This is a genomic window from Mesorhizobium sp. M7A.F.Ca.US.005.03.1.1, assembly GCF_003997975.1.
Taxonomy (GTDB): Bacteria; Pseudomonadota; Alphaproteobacteria; order Rhizobiales; family Rhizobiaceae; genus Mesorhizobium; species Mesorhizobium ciceri.
The window spans coordinates 24522-37176 of sequence record NZ_RZRO01000015.1; the positions used below are offsets into that span (position 1 = coordinate 24522).

Genomic DNA, 12655 nt, shown 5'->3' on the forward strand with positions numbered 1-12655 from the left:
GACAACAACGCCCGCATGCTGAATCAGACCAAACCGGATCCCGTTCGGTCGCCGCTGCTGGACAAGGCGCAGGCACAAGGCATCCGCCACGGCTATTTCACCCGCGTCGGCGGTGTTTCCGGCGGCATCTATCAGGGCCTCAACATCGGCACCGGATCGAATGACGACCAGGCGCTGGTTGCCGAGAACCGCAGCCGCGTCGCTGCCTGGATGGGCGTGCCGGCAAGCCATCTGTTGACCGCCTGGCAAATCCATTCGCCCGATGTCGTCATCGCCAGGGAGCCCTTTGCCGGCGAGCGCCCCAAGGCGGACGCTATCGTTACCGACCGGCCGGGCATCGCCATCGGCGCCTCGACCGCCGATTGCGGTCCCGTGCTGTTCGCTGATGCGCAGGCGCGCATCATCGGCGCCGCGCATGCCGGCTGGAAAGGCGCGTTCACCGGCGTGCTCGAAAACACCATCCTGGCGATGGAAAGCCTCGGCGCCCGGCGCCAAAACATCGTCGCCGTGCTAGGCCCCTCCATCGGCCCGCGAAACTACGAGGTCGGCCCGGAATTCGTCGCCCGCTTTGTCGAAGCCGACGCCGAAAACATCCTCTATTTCGCTCCGTCCGCCAATGCCGGCCATGCGATGTTCGACCTCAACCGCTACACGGTTGACCGGCTGGCCAAGGCAGGCGTGACGGCTGAGGGCCTAGACCGCTGCACTTACGCTGAGGAAGGCCTGTTCTACTCCTATCGGCGCACCACGCATCGCAAGGAGCCCGATTACGGCCGGCAGGTTTCGGCAATTGTCTTGGAGAGGGAATAATGGCGCTGCATTTTGAACGATCTGAATTTGACGCGCGGCGCGACCGGCTGATCATCGAGATGGCCGAAAAGAAGCTCGACGCCATCCTGCTGTTCGCGCAGGAAAGCATGTATTGGCTGACCGGCTACGACACGTTCGGCTTCTGCTTCTTCCAGTGCCTGGTGGTCAAGGCCGACGGTTCGATGGTGCTTCTGACCCGCTCGGCCGACCTGCGCCAGGCGCGTCAGACCTCGATTATCGACAACATCGTCTTGTGGACCGACCGCAACGGCGCCAATCCTGCGGTCGACCTGCGCAATCTGCTCAACGAACTCGACCTGCTCGGCGCCCGCATCGGTGTCGAATATGACACCCACGGCCTGACCGCCTTCAACGGCCGCCGCCTGGACGAGCAGTTGCAGACCTTCGGCCAGATCGCCGATGCGTCCGGCATTGTCGGCCGGCTGCGCCTGTTCAAGAGCCCGGCCGAGATAGCCAAGGCCGAGAAGGCCGCCAATCTCTCCGACGATGCGCTCGACGCGGCACTGCCGCTGATCAAGCAAGGCGGCGACGAAGCTCTGATCCTGGCCGCCATGCAGGGCGCGATCTTCGCCGGCGGCGGCGACTATCCGGCCAACGAGTTCATCATCGGCTCCGGCGTCGATGCGCTGCTGTGCCGCTATAAGGCCGGCCGCCGCAAGCTCACCAAGAACGACCAGCTGACGCTCGAATGGGCCGGCGTCTTCAACCACTACCATGCGCCGATGATGCGCACGGTGCTGACCGGCAAGGTGTCGAAGCGCCATCAGGAACTGTTCGACGCCGCCCGCGCAGCACTCCTGGCTGTCGAGAAGGCGATGATGCCGGGCAACAGCTTCGGCGACGTCTTCGATGCGCATGCCCGCACCATGGAGGCACACGGCCTGACCAAGCACCGGCTGAACGCCTGCGGCTATTCGGTCGGCGCCCGCTTCACCCCGTCCTGGATGGACATGCCGATGTTCTACCAGGGCAATCCCGAACCGATCGCGCCCAACATGACGCTGTTCGCCCATATGATCATCATGGACTCCGACACCGAGACGGCGATGACGCTTGGCCGCACCTACCTGACCACCGAATCCCAGCCCAGGCCGCTGTCCCGCCATGATCTCGACTTGATCGTAAAGTGAATCCACAGTGGGAGGCGTTCTTCGCCAAGGAGTTAGAAGGCAAATGAGACGATCGCATGTGACGACCGTGTCATTGCTTGTGGCATTGGCTCTTGCCGCCTGCACCAACGCAAAGGACGTGCTCGAACCGTCGGCGATCACCCCGCCGGCGACGTCGACCCAGACGCTGCCCGCAACGTCAGGCAACACGGCGGCAACGGTTCCGGCCGGACCCGCCACCAGCACGTCTGGCGCTCCCGCAACCGCCGCCGCACCGGTCACATCAGCCCAAAGCGCTGCCATCCTGTCGAAGACCCGCTTGCAGATCGCGCCGATCGTAGGCGCTTCGGTGGAAGCTGCGACACCTCTGACGGCGGAGTTGCAGACCCGTGCCAGGCAGCGCGGCATCACTCTCGCCGGCAGCGCCGACCAGACCGTGACACATGTGCTGAAGGGCTATTTCTCGACGATGTCCGAAGGCGCCGACACCACCGTCATCTATGTCTGGGACGTCTATGACCCCGCTGGCAACCGGCTGCACCGCATCAATGGCCAGCAGAAGGCTCCGTCGGTCAATTCCGGCGCCAGCGCGGGCGGCGACAGCTGGAAGGGGATCTCGCCGGCCACCATGCAGGCGATCGCCGACCAGACCATCGACCAGTTCGCCGCCTGGCTCGGCGGCAAGGCGGGCTAGAGGCATCGGACCCCAAAGTGGAGACGGTTTTGGGAAAATCCGATGCCCAATGAGAAGAAGAACCAGCACAAGTCCCCTGCTCCCTGTTGCAGTCCGGCGATGGCGCGGAGCTTTCTTGAGTTTAGCCGGCGGATTCCCGATCTCGGCGCTTGCAATACCAGCGCGGGCCGCTAAAAGCCCGGTTAAAGGGCGCAAGCGAGTCCGTCAGGCCTCATCATCCTCCACCAGGAACCGTGCATGAAACTCTTCGCGGGCAATTCCAACAGGGTGCTGGCCGAAGCAGTCGCCCGGTACCTCAACGTCCCGCTGGGCAAAGCCACGGTCAGGCGCTTCGCCGACCAGGAAATCTTCGTCGAAATCCAGGAAAACGTGCGCGGCGAGGATGTCTTCATCCTGCAGTCGACCTCGTTTCCGACCAACGATCATTTGATGGAATTGCTCATCATGATCGATGCCTTCATGCGCTCCTCGGCCAAGCGCATCACGGCGGTCATCCCTTATTTCGGCTACGCCAGGCAGGACCGCCGCGCCTCCGGCCGCACGCCGATCTCGGCCAAGCTGGTTGCCAACATGATCACCCGCGCCGGCGTCGACCGCGTTCTGACGCTCGACCTGCATGCCGGCCAGATCCAGGGCTTCTTCGACATCCCGACCGACAATCTGTTTTCCGTGCCGGTCATGGCCCGCGACGTGAAGGCCAAATACAAGCAACTCGGCAACGTCGTGGTGGTTTCGCCCGACATTGGCGGCGTGGTCCGCGCTCGTGCGCTGGCCAAGCGCTTCGATGCGCAACTGGCCATCGTCGACAAGCGCCGCGAACGGCCGGGCGAATCGGAAGTGATGAACATCATCGGCGCGGTCGCCGGCAAGGATTGCCTGCTGATCGACGACATCGTCGATTCCGGCGGCACGCTGTGCAATGCCGCCGATGCACTGCTGGCCAACGGCGCCACCAGCGTCACCGCCTATATCACCCACGGCGTGCTGTCGGGCGGTGCCGTTGCCCGCATCAGCGGCTCGAAGCTGCAGGAACTGGTGATCACCGATTCCATCCAGCCGACCCAGGGCGTGCTCGACGCGCCCAACATCCGCGTCATCTCGATCGCCGACCTGATGGGCGAAGCCATCTCGCGCACGGCGACTGAGGAATCGGTGTCGAGCCTGTTCGACTAAACCCGCCTGCCCTTAAGGCGCGGAGCTTTCCAACCGAACCGGGCCGATCAGGCGACGAGCGACCTCGACGTTCTCGCGTGCGCCGCGCATATAGCCGCGCGGCGAGGTCCCCAGCATGCGCTTGAACATGGTGATGAAGGCCGGCACGCTGTCATAGCCGAGATCAAGCGCCACCCTGGTGATCGGCTCGCCGTCCGCCAGCCTGGGCAGCGCCGCGAACAGGCAGGCCTGCTGGCGCCATGTCGACAGCGACAGGCCGGTCTGGCGCTGGAAGGCGCGCGTGAAGGAACGGCGGCTCATGCCGGCTGCATCGGCCCACTCGTCGATGGTCGCATGCGGCGACGGTGCTGCGACGAAGCGTCGGCACAGCGCCGACAATCTTGGATCGGACGGAAATGGCAGCCCGAGAGGCCGTTCCGGCAAGGTCGGGATTTCGTGCAGCAAAAGGTTCATGATCAGCCCACCGCGTCCTTCCAGAACGCCGCCTTGCGGGAGCTTCTCCGATTCCACGATCAGGCTGTGCATCAGGTCGGTGACGCCCACAACGCGCAAGCCTTCGGGCAGCCCCGGGATCGCCTGTGGCATGACATAAACCGAACGCATCGAGACGTCGCCCAGCATCTCGACGGAATGCTCGGTGCCGGCTGGAATCCACATCGCGTGGTCGGGCGGCACCATCCAGCGCCCGTAGCGTGTCGTCACCAGCACCACACCGACAAGCGCATGCAAGAGCTGGCTGCGGCTGTGGCGGTGCTGTGGCACGCGGTAGCCGTCAGGATATTCGGTCGGCAATGCCACCGCCGGCCCGGCCACTTGCTCAAGCCACTGCCAGCGGCTCTCGTGCAACTGGCCGAGATTGGCATTGCCAGCGTGAAAGACTTCTTTGCCGTGCGGCATCTAGTTATGGCCCAGTTGCGAAACTATTGGACCAAACCACGAAAGAAGTCGTCTCGCAAGCGGCTTATAAGGCACCGTCCCTAGGGTGGCCGCAAGGAGCGTCCGCCAGTTGCCTGCGGGCGTGCCCGCCAAAAAGACCACGGAGCCTACCTTGACCGATACGACAGCAGCCAGCGTCGCCCCACCGGCGAGCGCCAGTCACGCCTCAGCCCAGGCGACGGCCTTCACGGTCATCCTGGCGGTGAGCTTCTGCCACTGCATCAACGACATCATGCAGTCGCTGCTATCGGCCATTTACCCGCTCCTGAAAGAGAATTATGGCCTCGATTTCTGGCAGATCGGCTTGTTGACCTTCACTTTCCAGGTGACCGCATCCTTGCTGCAGCCGCTGATCGGCATGATCACCGACAAGCGGCCGATGCCCTATTCGCTGCCCTACGGCATGGCGTCGTCGCTGATCGGCCTGATCGTGCTCGCCTATGCCGGGCATTATTCGCTGCTGCTGATCGGCGCCTCGCTGATCGGCATCGGCTCGGCGATCTTCCACCCGGAATCCTCGCGCATCGCCCGCTTCGCTTCCGGCGGCCGCTTCGGCCTGGCGCAGTCGCTGTTCCAGGTGGGCGGCAATTTCGGCCAGTCCATGGGGCCGCTGCTGGCGGCCTTCATCGTCGTGCCGTTCGGCCAGACCAGCATTTCCTGGTTCGCCGTCGGCTCGCTGATCGGCATCATCGTTTTGTGGCAGGTCGGCGGCTGGTACAGCCGGCTGCGTGCCGCGCAGGGCACCCGCAAGGCGGCGAGCTTCGTTTCGCCCTTCCCGCGCCGCAAGGTGATGAATGCATTGATCGTGCTGACACTGCTGGTGCTGAGCAAGAATGCCTACATCGCCAGCCTCGCCAGCTACTACACCTTCTATTCCATGCATAAGTTCGGCGTTTCTGTGCAGATGAGCCAGGTCATGCTGTTCCTGTTCCTCGGTGCCTCGGCGCTGGGCATCCTGCTCGGCGGCCCGTTCGGCGACCGCTACGGGCAAAAGGCGATGATCTGGTTCTCCATCGTCGGCGTGCTGCCCTTCACGCTCGCCCTGCCCTACGCCAATCTGGAATGGACGATGGTGCTGACGGTGCTGATCGGCCTGATCCTCTCCTCGGCGTTCTCCAACATTGTCGTCTTTGCGCAGGAGCTCGTGCCGGGTCGCGTCGGCATGATCGCCGGCATCTTCTTCGGCTTCGCCTTCGGCATGGGCGGCATCGCGGCGGCCGTGCTCGGCGTCGTCGCCGACATGAAGGGCATCGATTTCGTCTTCCAGATCTGCTCCTATTTGCCGTTCCTTGGATTGCTGACCGTGTTCCTGCCCAACATGAAGGAAGCGCGCAAGGCGCAGGCGGCCGCCTAGATCAGGCCTGAAACCCACGCAAGGAAAAGCACCCGCCGGACGGCGGGTGCTTTTTTCGTTCCAACGGCCTATGCTTTGAAGAAGGCCAGCAGGTCGGCATTGACGATGTCTGCATGGGTCGTGGCCATGCCGTGCGGGAAGCCCTTGTAGACCTTGAGCTCGCCCTTCTTGAGCAGCTTGATCGTCAGCAGCGCCGAGTCCGCGATGGGAACGATCTGGTCGTCGTCGCCGTGCATGACCAGCACAGGCACGTCGATCGCCTTCAGATCCTCGGTGAAGTCGGTTTCCGAAAAGGCCTTGATGCAATCATAATGCGCCTTGGTGCCGCCCATCATGCCCTGGCGCCACCAATTGTCGATGACGCCCTGCGATACCTCTGCGCCCGGGCGGTTGAAGCCGTAGAACGGACCTGATGGAACGTCGCGGAAGAACTGGGCGCGATTGGCTGCCTGCGCGGAGCGGAAGCCGTCGAACACTTCGATCGGCAGGCCGCCGGGATTGGCGGCAGTCTTGAGCATGATTGGCGGCACCGCGCCGATCAGCACCGCCTTGGCGACACGGCCGCCGGCGCCATACTTGGCGACATAACGCGCCACTTCGCCGCCGCCGGTCGAATGGCCGACATGGATGGCGTTCTTGAGGTCCAGATGGGCTGCGAGTTCCGCGACGTCGGCGGCATAGGTGTCCATCTCGTTGCCGATATCCGTCTGGGTCGAGCGGCCATGGCCTCGGCGATCATGGGCAATGACACGGTAGCCCTGTGACACGAAGAACAGCATCTGGGCGTCCCAATCGTCGCTGCTCAACGGCCAGCCGTGATGAAAGACGACAGGATGCCCGGTCCCCCAGTCCTTGTAGTAAATCTGCGTTCCGTCCCTGGTGGTGATCGTACCGCTGCCGGAGCCGGGCTTGGTTTGCGAGGTCATCTCAATCTCCTTCTGGTTATTTTCGCGATAAACAATATCGCGATAACGACATAGCTAACGCGGCCTAAAACCCTTGTCCACACAAATATGTATCGCGATATCATTTTTCGTGGTATCGAAATGATGCCCACATTGGCAAAAGGAATGCGCCGTGCCTCTCCCGTTGGACAATCAGCTCTGTTTCACGCTCTATGCCACCAGCATGGCGATCAACCGCACCTACAAGCCGATGCTGGACGAGATGGGCATCACCTATCCGCAGTACCTGGTGTTGAACGCGCTTGGAGAGGCCGACGGCATGTCGGTCGGCACCATCGCCCATCGGCTCGCTTTGGAATCGAGCACCGTCACGCCGCTGGTGAAGCGAATGGAGCAGGCCGGGCTGGTGACCCGCCAGCGCAGCCAGACCGACGAACGCCAGGTGCAGGTCGATCTGACATCAGCCGGGCGCGCACTGCTTGTCCAATGCAACTGCCTGAACGAAGCCTTGGTCGAACGCTCGGGCATGACGCTGACTGAGCTCGATGCGCTGAACCGGCAGATCCAGGCGTTACGCGCCGCGTTGACCGGCGACCGCTAGCACGGCTTGACGACGGCTAGCCAAACGTCGGAAGAGGCCACCATCATGCGGACTTAAGCACGGCAAATGGCCGTTTGCGCATGGCTCGCTTTGCCTGGAAACTGACGGCGGGAGCGGGACGGCCGACATGGAAGCCCTGGATCTTGTCTATGCCGAATTCGCGCATAAGGGCCATCTGCTCGTCTGTCTCCACCCCTTCGACCAGGATTTTGTGGCCGCGATTTCGAACCAGGGTGATAATGTCCTGCAGCATCGCCTTGCCGCTCGGAGAGCTGCAGTCATGCAGAAACGAGCGATCGATCTTCACCGTATCGAAATCGATCAGGCGAAGCCACGAAAGGCCCGCAAAGCCGGTCCCGAAATCATCAAGCCAGATCTTGATCCCGAGCAGCTTCAGGTCGCTGATGCAGCGCAGGATGTCGGAGTGCATCTCCATCTCCAGCCCTTCGGTGATCTCGAAGGCCAGCCTGCTGCCTGCGACACCCGTCTCGCCCAGAATGGTCGCGACCGACGTCGCGAAGCCCGGTGTCTTGAGCTGGATCGGGGAGACGTTGACACTGACGACACGGACGTGGTCGTCCGCCAGCAGTTCGGCGCACACTGTCCTTATCGCCCAGCGCCCGAGTTCCAGGATCGCACCGGTCCGTTCGGCGACCGGAATGAACAGGCTCGGCGGAACCGATGTGCCGTCGAGCATCTTGAGGCGCATCAGAGCCTCCACCGCTTCAACCCGGTCCGATTTGACATCCTGGATAGGCTGGTAAACGAGTGAAACGAGATTCTGGCCGATCGCGATCTTCAGCAAAGCCGCAATGTTCTCGCTCTCGTCACTGCTTTGCGGGTCGGTTGGATCGAACAGCCGGGCACAATTTCGGCCGCCGGCTTTTGCCAGATAGAGAGCGCGATCGGCCTCGTGAATGATTTTCTCCAGCTTGGCCCCGGTCTGCGTCCGGGTGAATGCGGCGCCAACGCTTACCGTTACGATCGAGACGCCGTCGCGCCGCAGTTCGTGCGTCAGAGCCAGGTTCTCCACCGTGCTGCAAATGGCTTCCGCAATGTCCAGGATCTGCTCCTTTTTCTCCATGCGAGCCAGGACGATGAACTCTTCGCCGCCATAGCGGCCGATGGAGCCATTATACTGTTTGATCATATCGCTAAGGGCATTGGCGACATGGATCAGGCAGCGGTCGCCTTCCTGATGGCCGTAGCAGTCATTGAACTTCTTGAAGAAGTCCACGTCGATGAGGATCGCCCCAAAGCTGGTGCCGACCTTTTGCCAATCGTTCCAGTAGTCTCGCAGCTTCTCGTCGATCGCGCGCCGGTTCTCCAGACCCGTGAGCGGATCGGTCCGCGACAACCTCAGCAGGGCCTTGCCGCGTTCGGTCGCCTCATTGTGCTGGATCTTGGCTTCCAGGGCGTTCAGGAAGACGTTGTAGCGTTCCTCGTTCAGTTTCCAGTTCACATATGAGGTGAACGTGAAACAAGAAACATAGAAAGCCCCAAATACCATTTTGTATATGAGGGTTGATGGAACAAAGTAATTTACGATATAAAGTATACATAAGATTATTGTCGAGGTTACGATAGAAAGCTTGAAATTGAATGTAAAGAAAAGATTGGCGCTCATCATGAATATGGTCCCAAAGACCATATAGTAAGAGACGCTTTCCTTGTCCGCGCCCATAATCGCCGGACACAGCCAACCAACATAGCCAAAGATGATGGCCCCGGCGCAGGTCACGTCGAGCCATTCCGTCCCGACGCCGTGGCGAAGCTGCGCTTCCAGGATCAAAAGCGCGCTCAAGCCGACCGCGAAGCGCGCCGTGATCGTATAGGCGGCCACATCCGGGATCAGCAGCAGATCCGTTGCCGAAAACAAGAGATAGATCGCAACTGCGATCCAAAGCCCTGGCCTGGCTTCCCCTCTTCGCGTCGCCCGGGCTTCGGTGCGGTAGAGGGCGCGAAGTTCGTCGGCCCCCAGTTCGTAGCGCGGCTCGTACGGCTCAGCATCAACCGTATCGGCCAATGCGGATGACACGTGTTCGTTCATCACAATCGACCCCTTTTGAAAGGGATTTTGTTTTCCGAACTCATTTCCAGCTTCTGCCCCCACGCGGGCCGGCTCCTTGGGACGCGACGGCGATTGCGAACGCCGGGCAAACAAATGCAATCGCGCAAGACAAGTTTCCGTTAACTCGAACCCGGAATCCGGCTCGGAAGCTGATTAACCAACGAACATGGTTGGCGGGAAATTAATCATAAACCTAAAATGCCGTCGGCCCGACATTGGCAAAGGGAGCATTCTACGCAATAAGTTAACCGACTGTTAACTATGGAGTGATGGCGTGCAGACCGTTCTTGATGGCAAAAGCTTGATTACTGCCGAGATGCTCGCCGGCACGCTGCCTCGGGGAAAGATCGAGCATCATGGCGAAGCGTTCGAAACCGCGCGCGCGGAGCTTGCCCTCATTCTCCACGCGACACAGGAGCAGGTCGAACAGGACAAGAACCCGGCCGAGATCGTCGGCCGCTTGCTGTCCTTCCTCAATGGCCTGCATTCCAAGGTTCATCCCGACGTCTGGCATGCGTTGATACCGGTCGCGCAGAACCATCCGATCCTGAAGTATTTTCTCGAGGATCCACTGACGCACTGGTCCTTCACCAAACCCAGGGGCTATTCCGGCGACGCGCAGTTGCTCGACTACATCTATTGTGATCCGCACGTGGCAGAGAGCGTGGCGAACGCCTCGGAGGTCGGCAAAGCACTCTATAGCCATACCCAGAACGTACCGTCATGCGTCGCGGCCCGGGAACGACGCGACCTCCTGACCCGATATGTCGACGAGATCGCGGCCAAGAACGGACCGGAAACCGAGGTTCTGGCGATCGCGGCCGGCCATTTGCGGGAAGCCAATCGTTCGGTCGCCCTGACGGAGGGCCGTCTCAAGCGCTGGGTTGCGCTCGACCAGGATCCCCAGAGCGTTGGGCTGATCTCGCGCGACTTCCAGGGCACCGCCGTCGAAGCCATCGACGGCTCGGTGCGAACCGTGCTCACGCGGGGCCACAAGCTCGGCAAATTCGACTTCATCTACGCCTCCGGCCTTTACGACTACCTCGCCCACAACGTCGCGGTGAAACTCACGAAGACCTGCCTGCAGATGTTGAAGCCGAACGGAACATTCCTGTTCGCCAACTACGCCGAGGGCACCCCCGACGCGGGGTATCGGGAGACGTTCATGGACTGGGTGTTGCTGCTGCGATCGGAGGTCGATATGTGGAACATCGTCAATGCCAGCGTCGACCGCAACACCGTCGAGGCGCAGGTATTCTTCGGCGAGAACCGCAACGTGCTCTATGCCGTCATCGAAAAGCGCGGATAGGGCCGTCTGGGCTGCACCAGGCCGGTCGTGCCTTTGGCTTGCACCTCCGGCCGCCTTCCGCTATAGAGCCGCCACCCGCGTAGACACCCTTGGAGGCAACGCGGCGGAAGGCCGCCTTCCCGCATGATCCCGAAAAGTGGATTCCGGTTTTCGGACCAGATCATGCATGGGTATGTCGGCTTTCGACGTTTACGGTCCAGGCACTCTGCCCACCGTGAGCGCTCCAGAACAAACCGAAAGGAAATGCCATGAGCCACGACACTTACGAGCTCAAGGCCGAAGCACGCGAACAGGTCGGTAAGGGGTCCGCCCGTGCAGTTCGCCGCAACGGTAAAGTGCCTGCAGTAATTTATGGTGACAAGCAGCCTCCCCTGGCTATCGCGCTCACCTACAAGGACATCTACTACAAGATCCATGGCGGCGGGTTCCTGACCACGATCGCCACGATCGATGTCGATGGCAAGAAGATCCAGGTCCTGCCGAAGGACTTCCAGCTCGACCCGGTCAAGGATTTCCCTGTCCATGTCGACTTCCTGCGCATCGGCAAGGACACCGAAGTCAATGTCGACGTGCCTGTCCACTTCATCAACGAGGACAAGTCGCCCGGCATCAAGCGCGGCGGCGTGCTCAACATCGTGCGTCACGAAGTCGAGTTCCACTGCCCGGCCAATGCGATCCCGGAATTCATCACCGTCGATCTCACCGGCGCCAACATTGGCGATTCGATCCACATCTCGGCGGTCAAGCTGCCGGCTGGGGTCAAGCCTGTGATCTCCGACCGCGACTTCACCATCGCGACCATTGCCGGTTCGTCGGCGATGAAGCCGGAGACGGAAGAGACGGCTGAAGCGGCTGCACCTGAAGCGGCTCCTGCCGCCGAAGAGAAGTAACTCTTTCACGCCCGGAGCAGGCGATGCTGCTGTTTGCAGGTCTCGGCAATCCGGGCGCGAAATACGCCGGCAATCGGCACAATGTCGGTTTCATGGCGGCGGACGCAATCGCCCGCCGCCATTCCTTTTCGCCCTGGTCGAAGAAATTTCAGGGCCTGATCGCCGAGGGCTCGCTCGGCGGCGAAAAAGTCGTCCTGATCAAGCCGCAGACCTTCATCAACCTGTCCGGCCAGTCGGTCGGCGAAGCGCTGCGCTTCTACAAGCTCGAGCTTTCCGCGCTCACCGTCTTCTATGACGAGATCGATCTTGCCGAAGGCAAGCTGCGCATAAAGACCGGCGGCGGCGCCGGCGGCCATAACGGCATCCGTTCGATCGATGGCCATGTCGGCAACGCCTATCGCCGCGTACGCATCGGCGTCGGCCATCCAGGCGTCAAGGAAATGGTCCAGCACCATGTGCTCGGCGATTTCGACAAGGCGGACCGCGAATGGCTTGACCCGCTGCTCGACGCGATCGCCGACAACGCCGCCATGATCGCCAAAGGCGACGAATCCGGCTTCATGAACAAAGCCAGTCTCGCCGTCCAGGGCAAGGCCGGGCCGGAGCCCGAAAAATCGGCACCTAAGCAGCCGGCGCAGAAGCAGCAAAGTCACGTCCGCCAAGCACGGCCCCAACAGCCCCTGGCCAAGCCGCCGGAAAGCGGTCCGATGGCCGCCATGCTGAAGAAGCTGTTCGGCGGCAAGGACTGAGCATCAAGGGAACCGAAGGGCTTGACGTTGATC

The 12655-nt window shown here is 61.6% G+C and carries 12 protein-coding genes; 9 read left to right on the top strand and 3 right to left on the bottom strand.

What is annotated here, in order from left to right:
- The first annotated feature begins 15 nt into the window (after nucleotides 1-15).
- From pgeF to EN990_RS09575, 4 genes are all read left to right on the top strand, one after another.
- On the top strand, nucleotides 16-810 hold the full coding sequence (gene pgeF / locus EN990_RS09560) for a peptidoglycan editing factor PgeF (RefSeq protein WP_127370313.1): 795 nt from the start codon (nucleotides 16-18) through the stop codon (nucleotides 808-810).
- Nucleotides 810-1961, top strand: a complete 1152-nt coding sequence (locus EN990_RS09565; protein WP_013530004.1) for a Xaa-Pro peptidase family protein — start codon at nucleotides 810-812, stop codon at nucleotides 1959-1961. The genes pgeF and EN990_RS09565 overlap by 1 nt, the downstream gene beginning before the upstream one ends.
- A gap of 43 nt (nucleotides 1962-2004) precedes the next feature.
- Nucleotides 2005-2634, top strand: a complete 630-nt coding sequence (locus tag EN990_RS09570; RefSeq protein ID WP_063168841.1) for a hypothetical protein — start codon at nucleotides 2005-2007, stop codon at nucleotides 2632-2634.
- Nucleotides 2635-2871: 237 nt separating this feature from the next.
- A complete protein-coding gene (locus EN990_RS09575; RefSeq protein ID WP_013530002.1) occupies nucleotides 2872-3807 on the top strand; it encodes a ribose-phosphate pyrophosphokinase in 936 nt (311 codons plus the stop codon).
- 12 nt (nucleotides 3808-3819) lie between these two features.
- On the opposite strand, the gene EN990_RS09580 is transcribed toward EN990_RS09575, so the two are convergent.
- The gene (locus tag EN990_RS09580; protein ID WP_013530001.1) at nucleotides 3820-4704 is read right to left on the bottom strand and encodes a helix-turn-helix transcriptional regulator; all 885 of its coding nucleotides are present in this window, start codon (nucleotides 4702-4704) and stop codon (nucleotides 3820-3822) included.
- Nucleotides 4705-4855: 151 nt separating this feature from the next.
- On the opposite strand from EN990_RS09580, the gene EN990_RS09585 reads away from it, so the two are divergent.
- A complete protein-coding gene (locus tag EN990_RS09585; protein ID WP_063170320.1) occupies nucleotides 4856-6097 on the top strand; it encodes an MFS transporter in 1242 nt (413 codons plus the stop codon).
- A 68-nt stretch (nucleotides 6098-6165) separates the two neighbouring features.
- On the opposite strand, the gene EN990_RS09590 is transcribed toward EN990_RS09585, so the two are convergent.
- Entirely contained in the window at nucleotides 6166-7023 is an 858-nt protein-coding gene (locus tag EN990_RS09590; RefSeq protein ID WP_127368923.1) for an alpha/beta hydrolase, read from the bottom strand.
- A 151-nt stretch (nucleotides 7024-7174) separates the two neighbouring features.
- Here EN990_RS09590 and EN990_RS09595 point away from each other — a divergent pair, with 151 nt between their 5' ends.
- Nucleotides 7175-7603 (top strand): MarR family transcriptional regulator, encoded by a 429-nt coding sequence (locus tag EN990_RS09595; protein ID WP_013529998.1) that lies wholly within the window; start codon nucleotides 7175-7177, stop codon nucleotides 7601-7603.
- Nucleotides 7604-7646: 43 nt separating this feature from the next.
- On the opposite strand, the gene EN990_RS09600 is transcribed toward EN990_RS09595, so the two are convergent.
- Entirely contained in the window at nucleotides 7647-9653 is a 2007-nt protein-coding gene (locus tag EN990_RS09600) for an EAL domain-containing protein (RefSeq protein WP_032808605.1), read from the bottom strand.
- 295 nt (nucleotides 9654-9948) lie between these two features.
- Between EN990_RS09600 and EN990_RS09605 the strand changes: the two genes are divergently transcribed.
- The 3 genes from EN990_RS09605 to pth all read left to right on the top strand — a co-directional run bounded on the left by EN990_RS09605 (nucleotide 9949) and on the right by pth (nucleotide 12622).
- A complete protein-coding gene (locus tag EN990_RS09605; protein ID WP_127368922.1) occupies nucleotides 9949-10983 on the top strand; it encodes a class I SAM-dependent methyltransferase in 1035 nt (344 codons plus the stop codon).
- A gap of 248 nt (nucleotides 10984-11231) precedes the next feature.
- Nucleotides 11232-11873, top strand: coding sequence for a 50S ribosomal protein L25/general stress protein Ctc (locus EN990_RS09610; protein WP_013529995.1), 642 nt, complete (start codon nucleotides 11232-11234; stop codon nucleotides 11871-11873).
- Between the two features lie 23 nt (nucleotides 11874-11896).
- Nucleotides 11897-12622, top strand: a complete 726-nt coding sequence (gene pth, locus EN990_RS09615) for an aminoacyl-tRNA hydrolase (RefSeq protein ID WP_127385019.1) — start codon at nucleotides 11897-11899, stop codon at nucleotides 12620-12622.
- Nucleotides 12623-12655 lie beyond the last annotated feature (33 nt).

Coding starts and splice junctions, on each gene's coding strand:
- pth (WP_127385019.1), top strand. CDS start 11,897: ATGCTGCTGTTTGCAGGTCTCGGCAATCCGGGCGCGAAATACGCCGGC.
- EN990_RS09590 (WP_127368923.1), bottom strand. CDS start 7,023: ATGACCTCGCAAACCAAGCCCGGCTCCGGCAGCGGTACGATCACCACC.
- pgeF (WP_127370313.1), top strand. CDS start 16: ATGCTGAATCAGACCAAACCGGATCCCGTTCGGTCGCCGCTGCTGGAC.
- EN990_RS09565 (WP_013530004.1), top strand. CDS start 810: ATGGCGCTGCATTTTGAACGATCTGAATTTGACGCGCGGCGCGACCGG.
- EN990_RS09570 (WP_063168841.1), top strand. CDS start 2,005: ATGAGACGATCGCATGTGACGACCGTGTCATTGCTTGTGGCATTGGCT.
- EN990_RS09580 (WP_013530001.1), bottom strand. CDS start 4,704: ATGCCGCACGGCAAAGAAGTCTTTCACGCTGGCAATGCCAATCTCGGC.
- EN990_RS09600 (WP_032808605.1), bottom strand. CDS start 9,653: ATGAACGAACACGTGTCATCCGCATTGGCCGATACGGTTGATGCTGAG.
- EN990_RS09610 (WP_013529995.1), top strand. CDS start 11,232: ATGAGCCACGACACTTACGAGCTCAAGGCCGAAGCACGCGAACAGGTC.
- EN990_RS09575 (WP_013530002.1), top strand. CDS start 2,872: ATGAAACTCTTCGCGGGCAATTCCAACAGGGTGCTGGCCGAAGCAGTC.